A 16,296-nucleotide genomic window follows, 5' to 3' on the forward strand; every position below is an offset into this window, starting at 1 on the left:
TGGACACCCTTGCTCTTAGCTAATGATAGGTAGCTATAAACCCTCATAACGGACTTTCACCGTCGAGTTATACGCCATGCACGGCACACAATAAATAAGAGGTTGTTTGACAACTATTTCAAACAACCTCTTTCATCAACTAAAAACTACTGTTCTAATTCACCCTTAAAGATGCCTGCAACTTCTTTAAGGCCATTTATATCTAAATCACCCTCATCTAGCGATTTGATGAATTCCATTAATTTCTGTGGATTCATATTCTCACCTAAAACCCGGGCCACTCCTACTCCTTTGGCGTCGTCGTAACCATATACGATAATTTCATCTATAGCCTCCTCATCCCCGGTAAAATAAATTTCGGCTCTGCGATCATTTGAGCCATATTTCATTAAAAGCTGGTACTTTTCATCCCTGAGAATTTGAGTTAATTTTGCTTTTTCATCTTCATATGCTTCTATGCTTTCTTTAACCGGTAAAGCCAGTACATTTATCTTTTTTACACTCTCCAGGGTAGCTTTTTGATTTTCATCCAGGTCTTCAGTATTTGCGAACATACTTGTAGGTATATCTAAGGCAATAAATTTATTATCCTGTTGATTTTCTACATAATATTCCTGTAAACTTGGATCGCTGTTGCATGAAACAAAAGCAAAAGAGGCAAAGGCCAGAGTCAAAAGTTTTATCGATTTCATTATTATTGAATTAAAGTTAATCTAGGATTTTTTTTCTACGTTTTTCAGCTCCTCTGCACCCGGAATTTTAAGGTCCGAAGTAAGACGTGATAATTGTGAAAGGTCTATTTCACCAGTAATACTAAGGATGACTGATATTGGCTCTCCTTCTTTTTCACCCTCCATAAACATAAACAATTCGCTAACGTAATTATCGTTTTTACCACTTTTTGAATAAAATCTAATGTTTTTACCATCTTCTTTTACCCGCATTAACTGGTCCAGGGAATTTGAATTTAGATAAGCTTCCACGTCCTTTTGCATCTCATTCCTCACTGAAGCAGTTGAACTTGTAAACATTTTGATCTCGTCCAGGTTTTCTATCAATTTTAGGTATTCCCTGGCTTCCGGGTTATCTTCACTTAAATCTACTTTTGCAAGCATTTTAAACATCTTACTAGTCATTACCATAGCATCAACATCCTTCATATTTTCATACTTGGCAAATGATTGTGCCTGCGTTATTATCGGTAAAAGGCCAATAATAATTATTACTACTATCTTTTTCATAAGTTATTCAGTTATTAAAAATTTATTTTTGGTGTTATTAAACTCTTTTAAATAAATAAGGTCTTCTTTACCTTCGTTCATTAATTGGGAAACCATTCTTAAGGCTTCCATGCTTTTTTGTAATGCTTCTTCTTTATCCTGAACAGTACCGAGATCATTATCGTATATTTCTATAGGTCTATTTTGAAAAAAGAAAAGTCCCATTACCAAAATCACGCTTGCTGCTATAGCCGTCCAAAAATATTTACGCTCCTTTTCCAATTCAGGAAGATGCATTTTGCGATCGATTTGCTGATCCCTGCTTTTTTGTGCAAAAGAAAATATCAAACGGTAACTCTGTAAATCATCCGGAACGTCATTATTTTGAAAATATTCACGAAGTGCTTTTTCCTGGTCTAATGTACTCTCACCAGCATCATATTTCAACAGTAATTTTCTAACCTTTTTTGAGTCCATAATTATGCTTGTTTGTTAGACTTTCCTTTATTTTTTTTCTTGCCCTGGATAATGCTACCCTAACGGCAGTGGGTTTCATCTTAGTAATTTCAATGATTTCATCAAACTCCAATTGCTCAATATCCCTTAGCTGAAATATAATCTTCTGCTGTTGCGGTAAGTCATTTACAATTTTATCTATCCAGTTAAGTTCATCTTTCACCTCAAGCTCTCTTTGCAGGGAAATTGAGTTGTTCTCAAAATTCTGATGAACAATTCTTAAATTATTGTTCTTTTTGGCTTTTAGCTCATCCAAACAGTAATTTTTTGTAGTTGTCATTGCAAAAGCTTCAAAATTGGTATAGTCCTTGATTTTATCTCTACGATTCCACAGTTTAATAATTACTTCCTGTGTAGCATCTTCTGCTGCTTCTTTTGAAATAAGCAGCCGTAATGCAAGCCGGTACATCTTTTGTTTTACCGGATTAATTTTTACCAGGAAGGCTTGTTGTATCATTTATAGTTGGTTTAATAACCTTCTTACCTTTTAAACGATTAACGGTAATATTTGTTACAATAGGATTTTCAATTTAATTAATTGTAGGTATTTTTAGCAATCCAAAACAAACTTAAAATTTATGAAGATTAACAAACTAATTTTAATTTTATTCCTGGCCACCGGGGTACTCACCTCTTGTTCTAAAGACAACAATGATGAAGTTATCCCCGTGGTTGGTGGTGAAAATCCAGAAGAAACCCCTAATTTAGAAATCGAAAATTATCTATATGATGCCATGAGCATCTATTATGTTTATGAAGCTGATGTACCCGAATTAGGAGTAAACTATTTTGCTACTTCAGAGGATAAAAACGAATGGTTGAGTGAATTTGAATCACCCGAAGATTTATTTAGAAACGGGCTAAAGGTACCGGCACCAAAAGATCGCTTTAGTTTTATAGTAGACGACTATACAGTCTTAGAAAACAGCCAAAGCGGAATTAGTACTACAACTGGTATGGATTACGGTCTTGTTGCTTACGGTGAAACCGGGGTTTTTGGGTATGTTCGTTATATAATTCCCGGAAGTCCGGCAGATGAAGCCGGTGTTGAAAGAGGTATGCTTTTTACAGAAATTGATGGAGAATCTTTGAATCGTACTAACTATCAATCTCTTTTAGGTCGTGATGGTTTTGAAATTTCGCTTGCACAGGTAAACGATAATATTATTAGCGAAACCGGAGAAACTATCGCTTTAACAAGGGAACAAATTACTGAAAACCCAGTTTTACATACTAAAACCCTAACCGTAGATGGTATAAAAGTTGGTTACATTATGTATAATAGTTTTACCGCTGATTTTGATGATGAATTAAATGCTGCTTTTGGTGAGCTAAAAACCCAAAATGTAGATGCGTTAGTTTTAGACCTTCGATATAACGGTGGTGGTTCTGTAGAAAGTGCGGTGGACCTTTCAAGTATGATTACTGGTCAATTTGAAGGAGAAATTTTTTCTAAGCAAACCTGGAATGAGCTTTTACAAAGTCAATTTACTCAGGAACAACTTGTAGATCGATTTAACGGCCAAATTAGAACTGAAGAAATGATTAATAGTCTTGGCCTTAGTAAAGTTTATATAATTGGAACCGGCTCTACAGCCTCCGCCAGTGAATTGGTAATGAACGGTCTTGCTCCATATATAAATGTTGTGCACGTAGGAACTTCTACTGTTGGTAAATTCCAGGCGGCAGCACCATTATATGATTCTCCAAACTTTACAAGAGAGGAGCGTAATCCAAACCATAAATATGTAATTCAGCCACTTATCTATGAATCCAAAAATGCCGATGAGGATGCCTATTACGAAGAAGGTTTAATTCCCGATATTTTGGTTGAAGAAGATATCTTTAATCTAAAAGCACTAGGTACTCCAGAAGAAACCTTACTTGCAGCGGCTTTGGCTGATATTACCGGAAACAGAATGGCTATTCCATCAGTTTCTTATGATTCCCGATTTTCTAAAATTGGAGAACGAGGCGAAAGTGATGTGGATTATCAGCGAATGTATGTTGACGAAATACCAGAAATTATAAGGCAAAAAGCTGCTGAATTGAAGAAATAATTTTAAACCTTGTATATAAAAAGCCCCGTTCCTTAATTGGAACGGGGCTTTTTAATCAAATTTAAATAAACAGAAAAACAGTTTTTAATCGTTAAAATAGAAACCATTTGGACCAATTCCCCCTGAATCAAATTCAGTTGTTAGGTCTCCATTTAAATCGTAGATCCTAATAGTTCCATTTTCAGTAAAAGTAGGGGCTTCTGCGGTATAAATATAGTCCCCTTCTACTTCAAATCCATACATGCCACCATAAGTTGAATTTGAGCTATACTCCAAAACGGGGGCCTCGGGCGCAGTCTCATCGTTAAGTCCAAGCCTGTATACTTTCGTACCTATAGTATAATAAATCATTCCGTCTTCAATCTGCAGGTTGCTTGCACTTCCTTGTTCAATAACAATTTCAGAAATCACTTCACCTGTAATCAGATCAATTTTCTCAAGTATGGCAGAACTTAAGGCATACAGAACACCATCTTCAATTTCAAAAGAAATAAGGTTATCTTCTGTCTCAATAGTGTCTATAATTTCATCGATAGTAGAATCAATAACAGTAATTCCATTTCCACTACCAAAAGCAGCATTTTGAACATAGATCATTCCATTTTCTTCGTGAATATATTCAAGTAATGTATTTGTTTCTATGGTTTTCTCAACTTCCAAAGTTTCCAGGTTAATTACTGCTACGAAATCATCAAATGCAGTTGCTTCTGAATCTTCGTAAGACCCTTGATTTGTTACATACATTTTATCATTTTCCACAACCGCATATCTTGGAGATACAAGACCACTATCAATTTGGCCTACTAATTCAAAAGTGTAGCGGTTTACCACGTTAATCAAATTAGAAGCATTGGCAATAATATAGGCATAATCATCATCAAAGGTGATACTTTGCCCAGTATCCCCTAAAGATTCATCATTTGCCTTAAGAAAAATTTCTATTTCATTTGTAGAAAAGTCATTACTCACATAGGTAACAGTGCTGTTATTATTACCAAAACTTCCTTCATTCAATACAAAAAAACCATTGGTATAATTTCCTTCCGGTTGTTCTTTTTCAGGTTCATTAATAGCATCATCGTCACTGCTACAGGAATTTAAAAATAAGCCACTTAAAATGGCGATGGCTAAAAGTTTACTTCTTCTTTTCATTGGTTAGAATTTTAGCGAACAGCGGAGCAAATGATCTGATTTTAAGAATATTTGCTTCCCGCATCATGCTGATTAAAAATTAAGGTTTAGGTATATATTAAAATTTCTACCGGGCATCCACCGGTTTTCTACACTTTGGTATTCTTCATTAAAAATATTGAGCACCCTGGTCCCAATCTTATAGGAATTTTTTCTACCGAAATCGTATGAAAATCCAAGGTTTGAGACCACATAAGCAGCCATATTGTATTGGGAATTATTATCTGACCTGGTAAAAACCTCGCCATTATATAGCAATTGATAATCTATGCTAAGGTTTTTAAAACCATATGTAAATGCTCCCGTAGCTTTGTGAAATGGCACATAAATAAGCTGGTAGCCGGTATTACTATTCTTTGAAACCGTATAGGCATATGTTCCAGATACGCCCATTTGATGGTTTGGGAAAATTTGTTTCCGCCAGTTGGCCAACACTTCAAGTCCGGAGGTTTCTACTTTTTCTTCGTTTCTGGGGCGCCAGAGCCCTCCTACTGATGGCAACCAGCGTATCATATCATCGATTTGAATATAATACCCGGTTAGGCTTAACTTGAAGTCTTTGTATTTAAAATGGTTTCCTATCTCAATCTGATTGGAAGTTTCAGGACGTAAATCCAGGTTTCCGGCTCCTGCCCAGTAAAGATCGTTGTAAGTTGGAATTCTAAAATTCCTGGAAATATTCATTTTTAAACTATAGAATTCGGTAAAATCATAATTTGTTCCTGCAGAAAATAACAAGGGACTCTTATAATTATCGGTTATTTCTTTCCTGATTCCCAATTCGTATTGAAATTTCTGAAATGGCCTGTGTTTCATTAATAATGCTGAAGAAAATATATTTCGAGTATTTTCTTCAATTCCAGACCCGCTACCATCGGTATATGTATTGGTTAATACGCCATTAAATTCCAGCGTTTTGGATGCCGCATACTTTAAATCATATTTTCCAATAATCGTTTTGGCTTTCCCAAAAGAATTATCCTCTGAGACAATACTGGCATAATACCTGTAATTTTCATTCAAATGCGCAAACCTGGAAACAGAAATAAAATCACCAAATTCAATTACCCATTCCAGTAAATTCCGCGTATTTAAATTAGTGTATTTAGTTTTGGTTTCCGAAGATCGAATCAATGAAAAATGCCGTTCTCCATCGAAAAACTGACTGTAAAATTTTAAAGTGTTTTTCTTATTTAAGCGATAAGCCAGACCTAAATCCAAATTATTATTATAGAATTGGCCATTTTCATTTTCCCGGTTTCCAATCGGCCATTCATAATCATTATCAGAAGAATTCCTGGCTGCAGCTATACTTAACCTCCATTTTTTTTCCGAAGTTTTTACTTTATATCGGGCATCTACAGTATTATAACTTCCGTATTGTAAAAAAATATCCTGCTTGGTTTTTCCGCTAAAATCAAGGTTGGTATTCAAATGGACAGTACCACCAATAGCACCTGTGCCGTATACCACGCTTCCACCACCACCTCGAACGCTAACATTATCGTAACCGCCAACATTTAAAGTATTAAAATCGGTTTGACCGTTAAACTGGGAATTGATATTTATCCCATTCCATAACACGGCAGTTTGGGAAGCTGTGGTTCCGCGGAAGGAAGGTGAGGAAACCATCCCAAGGCCATTTTCTTTAAAATAAATATTGGTATTAAAATTTAAGGCTGAGGTAAGCAGTGCCCCGTTTTTCTTTAAAACTGAATCGTTTAAAACCGTAACCTGCTGGCCGGTAGAAAAATCTTTCAGTTTTGTATCGGTCAGGAAAACCTCGTCTAAAACCTTAACTGTATCGTTTTGAGCAAAGGCGGTCATGCTGCATAACAGACTAAGGAATAGGATATAAAATTGCGTTTTTTTCATCTGCCCTCTGACTTTTATCCCGAAAGTCTAAGAATTTATTGGTTATATTCTGGCAGGTCTCCTGGCTCGCGTCTTGTTGTTTACCTTCCCATCCCCAAAAGGGAACAGTGGTTTTTGAAGTGATAACAACAAGCATCCCGTTGGGGACTAAGCTTACAGTTGCGGGAACAGCTCAGGCTTTGCAAAGTTTGAAATATATAATGAAAAACATTATTTCTTTCTTCTTCCTGATTCCCTTTTAATCGGCGTGAAAAAAATCACATCCGAACCAAAAATTTCAATGCGAAATTAAACATTTATCTGAGTTGGCATCATAAAATTCTAAATAATCTTACTTTTGAAAATTATTATACCATATAATATCTCATTAATTCCATTTCATTTAACCTATTAAAAAATGAAAAGAAACACTGCAAAGGCACTTACAGTTCTTCTGCTGTTTTTAGCATTTACCGCCTGTAAAACCGATCAGAAAAAACAAAAACCAGATTCTGTACAGACTGGAAATTCAGTTGAATTAAGCTATGCTAAAAGTTTTAGCATTAGTGATTTTGGAGATTATTATCTTCTTAAAACAACAACTCCATGGCCAAATGCTGAAAATTCCTTTACTTACCTACTTGCCAAAAAAAACGCTGAAATCCCTGAGCATTTAGATTATGATCAAAGAGTGCAGATTCCGGTAGAAAAAATGGTGGTAACCTCAACCACTCATATACCGGCATTAGAGATTTTAAATGAAGAAACCAGCCTGATAGGTTTTCCAGGTCTGGATTATATTTCTTCAGAGCAAACAAGAAAATTAATTAATTCAGGAAAAATCAAAGAACTGGGAAGAAATGAAAGTATCAATACCGAAGTTCTTATAGATCTTAATCCGGATGTGGTGGTAGGTTTCGCGATAAATGGAAATAACAAAAGTTTCGAAACAATCCAGAAAACAGGAATTCCAGTAATGTACAATGGGGACTGGACTGAAAAAACACCGCTGGGAAAAGCAGAATGGATTAAATTTTTCGGCGTTTTTTATGATAAATTAAAAGATGCTGAGAGGATTTTTAATAATATTGAAACGGCCTATGTTGATGCCAAAAAATTGGCGAAATCGGCCGAAAAAAGTCCTAAAGTTCTAAGTGGTGCAATGTATAAAGATCAGTGGTATCTACCCTATGGGAATTCTTGGCAAGCGCAATTTTTAAAAGATGCCAATGCGAATTACATATACTCCGAAACCCAGGGAAACGGCAGTATGGCCTTATCTTTTGAAAGTGTACTCGCAAAAGCCAGGGATGTAGAATTTTGGATTAGCGCCGGTCAATTCACTTCCTATTCCAAACTTTTAGAAGAATCTCCACATTATCAGCAATTTGATGCAGTAAAGGATAAAAATGTCTATAGCGTAAGTTTAACAAAAGGTGAAACCGGCGGCGTTATTTATTTTGAACTCGCCCCCCAACGACCAGATTTGGTATTAAAAGACCTGGTCTCCATTTTTCATCCCGAATTGCTTCCAAATCACAAGAGGATATTTTTTAAGGCCCTGGAAGACTAATCTGAAGGAGAATAATAATGTACTTTATTTTCGTAATATCAGATGAAATTCCATTATAGATCTTCTTTAATTTTATCTCCTCAATTTATTTCAGATATTTACATCGAAATAAATAACCGGCCTTGTTGCAGTCCCAAAAATATGTTCTTCCGCTATTGCTCCTCTTTTTAGGAGTGATTTTTCTTGGTTTTTTGAATATCAGTCTGGGTTCGGTTGATATTCCACTTAAAGATGTTTTTGCTTCAATTCTTAATTTAGAAGTTACTAAAGAAACCTGGCGGTACATAATCGTAGAATACCGTCTGCCAAAAGCAATAACAGCAATTATAACAGGCTCAGGCCTGGCTATAAGCGGACTTTTAATGCAAACCTTATTTCGAAATCCACTAGCCGGCCCATATGTGCTAGGTTTAAGTAGCGGCGCAAGTTTGGGTGTGGCAATTGTAATCATGGGAGCTTCTGTATTTGGCCGAGGTTTTGCAGGAATTTTACTTTCACAATGGAGTTTGGTAATTGCCTCCAGCTTTGGAAGTTTATTGGTGTTAATCGCTGTAATGTTAGCTTCCCTGAAGCTTAGAGATACCATGGCAATTCTAATAATCGGCCTAATGTTTGCAAGCTTAACTGCAGCTGTAGTAAGCGTACTTTCTTATTTTAGCCCGGCGACACAGTTACAACAATATGTGTTTTGGTCTTTTGGAAGCCTGGGAGACCTTTCCTGGGATGAAGTAGGAATCCTGACCATGTTTTGGGTAGTTGGAATAATTTTAGCTATTTCCTGTATCAAAAACCTTAACACCCTTTTGCTCGGTGAGAAATACGCCAAAAGCCTGGGTGTTAGCATTCAAAAAAACAGATTTATAATTATAATTGCTACCAGTCTACTGGCAGGTAGTATTACCGCTTTTGCCGGGCCTATCGCTTTTGTAGGGTTAGCTGTTCCCCATTTAATACGACAAATAATACCAGTTAACAATCACAGTATCCTGGTGCCCGCCGTTATTTTAGGTGGTGCTGCCTTAATGCTTATTTGCGATATCGTGGCACAAATGCCGGGTCAGGAATATACATTACCTATAAATGCCATAACTTCGCTAATTGGAGCTCCGGTGGTAATATGGCTGTTGGTGCGTAAACGTAAATTTTTATTCTAAAATTGAACCAGAACCAAAATCATAGCATTCTCAGAACCATCGATCTGGATATTGGTTACAGCAATAAAGCAAAAAAAACAATTATTGCTGAAGCAATAAATATTGAAGTAAATGAAGGGGAGCTTGTGGCCGTAATTGGTATAAACGGTGTTGGAAAATCTACTTTTTTACGAACATTAAGCGGGGTGCAGGATGCATTGAAGGGAAAAGTTTTGGTGAAAAATGAACAAATTCAACAAATAGATTCCTTAGAACTTGCTTCTTTAGTGAGCCTGGTCCTTACTGAACAACCGATTTCTAAAAATTTAAGTGTGTTTGAACTTGTAGCATTAGGTAGACAACCTTATACCAATTGGATTGGAAGACTCGGGAAAAACGATTTGCGACAAATCAAGAAATCTTTACAAAATGTGGGGATTGAAGATTTACAAAACAAAAAATGCTTTGAATTAAGCGATGGTCAGCTGCAAAAGGTCTTAATTGCTAGGGCTATTGCTCAAAATACGCCCCTGGTAATTTTAGATGAACCCACTACACATTTAGATTTATATCATAAAGCTTACGTACTGAAGTTGCTAAAAAAACTGACTCGAAAAACCAATAAAGCCATTGTTTTTGCTTCGCACGAAATTAATCTTGCTATTCAGCTGTGTGATAAGATTATTTTGATGCAGGAGAGCAACGTAATTACAGGCTCCCCAACAGGCCTACTGGAATCCGGTGCATTCTCCACGGTTTTCCCTGAAGGTTTAATCGTCTTTGATAAAGCTACAGCTTCGTTTAAAATTAATCCTTAATCATTTTCTTTCAAAAAATATTTTAACCCGAAGCTAAAGTTATTTGAATAGAAGTTTTTAAGTGTGTAAAATTCTAATTGGGTATTAAAATGAAGGTATTTTGAAATTGGCCATAATAAACTGCCGCGGTAGCGCTGAAATTCCTCTGAAAAAGTATCGAGGAAATACCCCGCATCGAGATTTACCTTCCAGAAATTCTTTTGATTTAAATATTCATAAGCAATACCAAGGCCGCCGTATAATCTTTCATCCAAAGTCCAATACGGGTATCCTCCTGGCCTTTTAGTGTTTCCTAGCATACCAGATAATTCAGTATAAGACCTAAATTTCGATCTTTTATTCAGCTTAAAATCCATCGATAAACTGGTAAGTGCCTGAACATCTACAACGTTTTCATCGTCATAATGATTTCCTTCTACATAAAAAACGGCCTGGAATTTTTCTTTAAACTGAAGTTCCTCGTATATATTAACCTGGGTTTGATATATATTTAAATTATAGGCAGGGCCTGTCAAAGCTGGTTTTCTAAAAAAAGTAAACGAACTGTATAGACTGTCTTTTGCAATAGATGCGGAAGCCTGTAGATGAAGATAGGTTTTGCCGGCATTATTAAATTCTAACCTGGTCCCAAATCCATAATTGAACTTTTCTAATCTTTCCCTGGTTTGAAACCTATAAATAAACCCACTTAAATTGGCTTCTCTATTGTTTTGCAGTTCTGGCTGAAAAGGAATCTCGTAGGCCGTATAACGGCTCACACCAAATTGATGCTGATTTTGTCCTTTGTCCCGAATTCCATAAATAGCTTCTGCACCAAAGGCAGTAGGATCTAACCTATCACTAATCACATTGCTGCCAATTTGAAGAAAATTACCTTTGGTTATTCTTAAGTTCTGTTTTATCTGCGAGGCTACCTCTGGATAAAAAAGAGAAGCGTGCTCTTTCAGCAAAAGTCTTTTTTGATCTGGTTTTAAATAAACAACATCTTTGTTTAACTGGGCCCTTAAACCTTCTTTTTTTGTTGAATTTGGAAGTTCTGCAACTATTTTCCAGGCATTAACAATATCACCTCGACCCATATAAAATTCAGCCATAAACTCTCGTACAGCCAATTTATCTTCGCCGTTATTTCCTGAATAATTGGCATATATACGCTCAATTTCACTGTAATTTCCTAAAGAATTTAGCCAAAACATACGTTCTACTAAAGAAAAATTCTGGGCGCATAACGACCACTCCAAGGCTTTTCTATAGCTTCCCTGACCGGCGTAGGCATAGGCAATTGTCGTAGCTAAAGGTTGGAGTTCCTTCCTGCATGCTTTAACTTCAAGTAATTCCTGCGTAGCTTTTTTAGCGTTATCGGCAAGGAGATACTCTATGTAGAGAGAAAAATTAGTTTCTTTTAGAAATTCATACTCCCCTGACTGTATGCGCCAGTCCCTTATTACATTTTCTGAAATATTTTCGCTGCATTCTGCCCATAAAATAGCTTGCTTATAGTTATTGGCATCGGCAAAAATCCATGCAATTGTGGAAGAAGCAAGTTTAAAGTCATCTCGACAAGCCTTTATGTTTTCAACCAGATTATATGCAGCCTCAGGATCCTTCTCATTAAGCAATAATAAATAGGTAAAGCGCTCTTGATTAATCTGTGTATTTTCAATAAGTTGCAGTAACTCTTCGCGACTTAGCTGCACCTGGGTATCGCTTCCAAAATAGGCTATAAAATCCTTTCTGAGTTTTATATTATCGGGATACATATCAATAAGCCTTAACATCCAACGTTTCCTGGTTTGCATATCAGGATAATCACTTTGTCTTGTGAACTCCGCAGCTAGTTTTACGTATTCAGAAGATCTATTCTGATTGTATTTCTTTTCCAGCAATGTCCATATCTCCTTCTGCCTACTTTTCCAGCCCAAATACTTAAATAACTCTAACCAATCCTCGCTGACAAATTTATCACTTCTACCAATTTTAGATTTTAATTCAATTATTTCTGTATCAACACTCTCAAGAATTCCTGAAGGTTTCATTAGGCGATAAGCTTCAAACTCTTCTATTGTTGAATTGAGGAGATTTTGTGCATTTTCTCCTTCGAACTTAGGTAGGCTCAGATGTTTTCTCGGGGTTTTTATATTAAATAGAAATCCTTCTAAAAAAGCAGTTTTAGTAAACTTAAGTTGTTTATCCATTAAAAAATCTTCTACCCTGGAAATATTTGGCTCACGAACATATGCAAACCAAAAATTCTCACTCTTAGCAGTCTTTTTAATGCCGGACTTTACAATGATATTGTTTTCAGTTTGCTCGAACTCATAAGGTTCTTCACGCCAGTTTTGGGTGATTTTTGCAGCTTCAGAAACTTTTAAAAAACGAATAAACGGAAAGGTACTCTTCACCTTTTTAATATAATTCTCGAACCTTGGTAAAAGGCCAGGCGTACCATCTTCAGATATTATCCAACCATAGCTGTTTTTATTACGTAAGGTATAATCCCCTGTTCTTTTTAGGGGATCTTCGCCAGGAATTTCATAAATATCATCCGGGTGTATAAAATGCGTCCAAATACCGGTATAGAGATACAGGGATTGCTGATTAAATTCACGAGAAGGAGTCATAACATATCCGCTACTAATCCGTGGATAATTAAAAAAATGACTGTTATATGGTTCAGGATCAAACTCTCTATCCCCCCCTTCCTTAAAATCACCCAAATAAATACTTGCGTTATAAATAATACTAGGAATGTTTTCTTCTAAAGCGATAAAACCAGTGCTATCTATAATATTTGAAGGTGGTACATAAGAAATGGGAAGGGTTCCATAATTACGTGCAGCCCAACGCTTTTTAACAGCTTCAATACTTAAACCCATATAATCCTTATTAGGCCATTCTTCCAATGTAAGAGAAGCATGATTATACCCATGCAATGCCACTTCGTGTTCAGATTTTTTGATGTCAATCATAAGCATATCGGCTAAATTGCCAACATCCGAACTATTTAAAATGGAATTGTCCCATTCCCGAAAATTAAAGGGTGGGGTGGTTTGGTTAGAATAATCAAAACAAACATAAGCTGAATAATCTATATTATATTTCTGAGCTAATTTCAGCATATCCTCCCACCAAACCTCTGTGTAAAATCGGGCTTGAGTTATATCCATTTCTGAATCTACAGGTTCCAATTTTACATTATAAAGCGGCGCTGGAAAATCGTCTAGCATTATACTGGAAGCATTTGCTACGGGATAGGGAACACCCTCTAAACCGGATAAAATCGCAGAAAAGAACAGGCCTCTTTCTCGTTTTTCAGTAAATTGTTCCGTATTGAAGGAGATTACAGCACCCCTTCCTATTTTATTTTTAATTATTAAAGGATAATTTTCTTCAGAGAGCGAGCTTGCTAGAATCTCGATATCTTTCCTGAAATTGTTAGCCTTAAGTCCATAGTGTTTCGTTTGATTTTGATAAAACTTTCCTTTAAAATTTGGGAGAAAATTTGTGCGAAACAAAAAACCCTGCGCCGCGGTATCAATTTCATAATTAGCATCTGCTGTAACCCCTGCCAAAAACCCATAATTTTTATTAGTTCCTACTGTTGGAATAACTATATGCCCCCCATTAGAAACAAATTTTATAAGCAAAGACATAGCAGATTTATTCAAGGCAGCTAAATCATAAATCACTATGACTTTTACAGTATTGTTTAACTGTGGTTCTTTATTAAAACCATCGAGATCAATTTCTGCGAATGGAATTTTTGCGTAATTTAAAGCCTTTTTAATATGGTTTTTATTCCTAAGACTTAAATCATCATCAGGCTCCAGGATATAAGTTACCCACGGATTGCTACTATTGGCATCGTATATTACTCGTGGACTATTTTCTTGGATTCTTTCTGATTTCTTATCAGTTTCACAACTAATTATTGCAAAAGAGCACAAGAGTAAAATAATAGAGTTTAGGAATTTTTCTGGTAACTGGATCATACTCTTCATCAGTATAATAATTCATTAACATTACTGGAACCTGTCTTATTTACTATTTGGTAAACAGTTAAATCATTATTTTGGTAATACGTATCTATATTTCTCCCTTTAGCTTTTAAAAGATCTATTCTTTGCTGCGCGATAACCTGTTGATCTTTAATCTTTTCATTCTTAGCAAACTTGCTATCTTCCATATTGTTATAAATAAACACAAACAGCGATTGAGGTAAAATTACATTTGGATTATTATTAAGGTATTGGGTATCATCTTTATATTTATTGAATTCTCGGTCTCGTGTGATATACCTATTATTAAAATAATCGTAATCATAGTAATAATGACTGTTTTTACTAAAGCTGGAATATGGTGTTGAATTTACAACAGCATAAGAATAAGGCAAATGCTTCGATTGTATTTTTGAATAGGCTTCGAAAATAAGGTTCTTTGTTTTATCCGTTTCAAAATTAAGGCTAGCTGCCCCCGGAAAGGTAAATAACACCAATGCCCCAATAGTTAATATCCCTCCACTTACTTCAATGGTTATAGCCCGTCTGGGAGCCAAATTGAAAAAAGAAAGAAGATCGATTAAAATGTTAAGAATGATTCCGAAGAAAATTGGAATAAATATACAAAGGACCTGACTCAAAATATCCAGGTCTACTAAAACTTCATCTAATTGGTAAATACCAAAAAAGATATTTATAAAAATTAGAAAAACGATGCTTGCTAACCATTTTTGGGGTTTTTTGATATAGTTGAAAATAGTAATGATTAAAAAAACTATCCCTGCAAATTGATAATAATAAATAAGTTCGTCAAAGGGAATAATTAAATGTGGATTATAGGTATAGGTATCGAAGGAATAGAAGTTAGACATTAAAAAAGCTAGAAAATCTTCCCCCTTAATTAGGGCGGCAAGACCATATATACTTCCTATTAAAATTACTGAAGCCAGGTAAGCAAAAATTAGTTGAGAAATTTGCTTAAGGTTATCCCTGAATTTAAATAAAAATAAAATAAGTAAAAATGGGAATAGGACAAAAATGCCGACAAAAATATCTATCATTAACACAGCGCTGAATAAAATCGGCATCCAACCAAAACTCATCCTTCTATTAAGACGAAAACTTTGAGGATAAATACAAAAGAACATCGTTGGTAAAGCAATAACAAGCGCGGTAAAAACGGACTTATGCTGAGCTAACAATTCTATATTTATTGGAAGAAATGAATAAAGTAAGGCGAAACTCAGCCCCGCCATGATACCGGAAGAATGTTTTCTGGAAATCTTAAATACCACCCAATAGATTATTAAAGAAAGTAAGGCAGACTCCAGTACTCCGAAAGATTGTAATGCCTGGGCGTATGTAATATGGGTTATTTTAGAATAAAGGTTGATAAGCAAATAATCTCCCATCATTTCACCTGACTGAAAAAACCATTTATCTAATGACAGCCCATTTATAAGCTCCAGATTATTAAACCAACTCGAAGAAAGCGTGTAAATATCTTGTTGAAAAAGGGAATTTCTAGAAATATATGTGATAACGGGTAATAGAAAACCAATGGCTAACTGCCAGTTTTTATGATACCGTGATAATCCCTGTTCCTTATTTTTATAGGTTGGCTTAATGATATTATCACGATCTAAAAAACTCTTCCGTTTCTCAAGTTTTATAGTGGCATACAAAATAGTACGGGAATAAATTCGCTGCAATTGATCCTTTAAAGATTTGCTAAAATCCAGTTTCATAAATGTAACCATAGTGAGCATTATCACTATGCTAATTAGGACGAATAGATCAAATGTCCTGGTCAAGACTAGGACAAAACTCCCCGTAAGTACTGCAGCAAGTACCAGGGTAATGGTAGGGATTAAAAAGTTCAAGGCAGTGAGTGCAGAAATCCTGGTTGAAATTAATCTATGCACTATTAGGA

The 16,296-nt window shown here is 35.5% G+C and carries 12 protein-coding genes and 1 riboswitch; of the genes, 4 read left to right on the forward strand and 8 right to left on the reverse strand.

Going from position 1 to position 16,296, the window contains the following annotated elements; all coding sequences use genetic code 11:
- Positions 1–146: 146 nt before the first annotated feature.
- The 4 genes from DET49_RS16090 to DET49_RS16105 are packed head-to-tail and all read right to left on the reverse strand — an operon-like array spanning position 147 to position 2,193.
- Positions 147–692, reverse strand: a complete 546-nt coding sequence (locus DET49_RS16090) for a DUF4252 domain-containing protein (RefSeq protein ID WP_133549554.1) — start codon at positions 690–692, stop codon at positions 147–149.
- Between the two features lie 21 nt (positions 693–713).
- Complete coding sequence (locus DET49_RS16095) at positions 714–1,241, reverse strand: DUF4252 domain-containing protein (protein WP_133549556.1); 528 nt, start codon at positions 1,239–1,241, stop codon at positions 714–716.
- Between the two features lie 3 nt (positions 1,242–1,244).
- Positions 1,245–1,697: a hypothetical protein gene (locus DET49_RS16100; protein ID WP_133549558.1), complete on the reverse strand. Its 453-nt coding sequence runs from the start codon at positions 1,695–1,697 to the stop codon at positions 1,245–1,247.
- The gene (locus DET49_RS16105) at positions 1,678–2,193 is read right to left on the reverse strand and encodes an RNA polymerase sigma factor (RefSeq protein WP_133549560.1); all 516 of its coding nucleotides are present in this window, start codon (positions 2,191–2,193) and stop codon (positions 1,678–1,680) included. The genes DET49_RS16100 and DET49_RS16105 overlap by 20 nt, the downstream gene beginning before the upstream one ends.
- 121 nt (positions 2,194–2,314) lie before the next feature.
- Here DET49_RS16105 and DET49_RS16110 point away from each other — a divergent pair, with 121 nt between their 5' ends.
- Positions 2,315–3,796: a S41 family peptidase gene (locus tag DET49_RS16110; protein WP_133549562.1), complete on the forward strand. Its 1,482-nt coding sequence runs from the start codon at positions 2,315–2,317 to the stop codon at positions 3,794–3,796.
- A gap of 84 nt (positions 3,797–3,880) precedes the next feature.
- Here DET49_RS16110 and DET49_RS16115 read toward each other — a convergent pair whose 3' ends face one another.
- Complete coding sequence (locus DET49_RS16115) at positions 3,881–4,948, reverse strand: YncE family protein (protein ID WP_133549564.1); 1,068 nt, start codon at positions 4,946–4,948, stop codon at positions 3,881–3,883.
- Positions 4,949–5,020: 72 nt separating this feature from the next.
- A complete protein-coding gene (locus tag DET49_RS16120) occupies positions 5,021–6,862 on the reverse strand; it encodes a TonB-dependent receptor plug domain-containing protein (RefSeq protein ID WP_133549566.1) in 1,842 nt (613 codons plus the stop codon).
- Positions 6,863–6,895: 33 nt separating this feature from the next.
- Positions 6,896–7,150, reverse strand: a riboswitch (cobalamin riboswitch).
- Between the two features lie 109 nt (positions 7,151–7,259).
- Here DET49_RS16120 and DET49_RS16125 point away from each other — a divergent pair.
- The 3 genes from DET49_RS16125 (at position 7,260) to DET49_RS16135 (ending at position 10,365) form a co-directional block, all read left to right on the forward strand.
- On the forward strand, positions 7,260–8,414 hold the full coding sequence (locus DET49_RS16125) for an ABC transporter substrate-binding protein (protein ID WP_133549568.1): 1,155 nt from the start codon (positions 7,260–7,262) through the stop codon (positions 8,412–8,414).
- Positions 8,415–8,536: 122 nt separating this feature from the next.
- On the forward strand, positions 8,537–9,568 hold the full coding sequence (locus DET49_RS16130) for a FecCD family ABC transporter permease (RefSeq protein ID WP_133549571.1): 1,032 nt from the start codon (positions 8,537–8,539) through the stop codon (positions 9,566–9,568).
- Between the two features lie 2 nt (positions 9,569–9,570).
- Positions 9,571–10,365 (forward strand): ABC transporter ATP-binding protein, encoded by a 795-nt coding sequence (locus DET49_RS16135; protein WP_166636597.1) that lies wholly within the window; start codon positions 9,571–9,573, stop codon positions 10,363–10,365.
- Here DET49_RS16135 and DET49_RS16140 read toward each other — a convergent pair.
- On the reverse strand, positions 10,362–14,366 hold the full coding sequence (locus tag DET49_RS16140; RefSeq protein ID WP_133549573.1) for a DUF2194 domain-containing protein: 4,005 nt from the start codon (positions 14,364–14,366) through the stop codon (positions 10,362–10,364). The two genes, DET49_RS16135 and DET49_RS16140, sit on opposite strands and share 4 nt — an antisense overlap.
- Positions 14,366–16,288 (reverse strand): hypothetical protein, encoded by a 1,923-nt coding sequence (locus tag DET49_RS16145; RefSeq protein ID WP_133549575.1) that lies wholly within the window; start codon positions 16,286–16,288, stop codon positions 14,366–14,368. The genes DET49_RS16140 and DET49_RS16145 overlap by 1 nt, the downstream gene beginning before the upstream one ends.
- Between the last annotated feature and the right edge of the window lie 8 nt (positions 16,289–16,296).

It is taken from the genome of Salegentibacter sp. 24 (genome assembly GCF_004362395.1).
Lineage (GTDB): Bacteria > Bacteroidota > Bacteroidia > Flavobacteriales > Flavobacteriaceae > Salegentibacter.

Coding starts and splice junctions, on each gene's coding strand:
- DET49_RS16105 (WP_133549560.1), bottom strand. CDS start 2,193: ATGATACAACAAGCCTTCCTGGTAAAAATTAATCCGGTAAAACAAAAG.
- DET49_RS16090 (WP_133549554.1), bottom strand. CDS start 692: ATGAAATCGATAAAACTTTTGACTCTGGCCTTTGCCTCTTTTGCTTTT.
- DET49_RS16110 (WP_133549562.1), top strand. CDS start 2,315: ATGAAGATTAACAAACTAATTTTAATTTTATTCCTGGCCACCGGGGTA.
- DET49_RS16125 (WP_133549568.1), top strand. CDS start 7,260: ATGAAAAGAAACACTGCAAAGGCACTTACAGTTCTTCTGCTGTTTTTA.
- DET49_RS16140 (WP_133549573.1), bottom strand. CDS start 14,366: ATGAAGAGTATGATCCAGTTACCAGAAAAATTCCTAAACTCTATTATT.
- DET49_RS16120 (WP_133549566.1), bottom strand. CDS start 6,862: ATGAAAAAAACGCAATTTTATATCCTATTCCTTAGTCTGTTATGCAGC.
- DET49_RS16100 (WP_133549558.1), bottom strand. CDS start 1,697: ATGGACTCAAAAAAGGTTAGAAAATTACTGTTGAAATATGATGCTGGT.
- DET49_RS16095 (WP_133549556.1), bottom strand. CDS start 1,241: ATGAAAAAGATAGTAGTAATAATTATTATTGGCCTTTTACCGATAATA.
- DET49_RS16115 (WP_133549564.1), bottom strand. CDS start 4,948: ATGAAAAGAAGAAGTAAACTTTTAGCCATCGCCATTTTAAGTGGCTTA.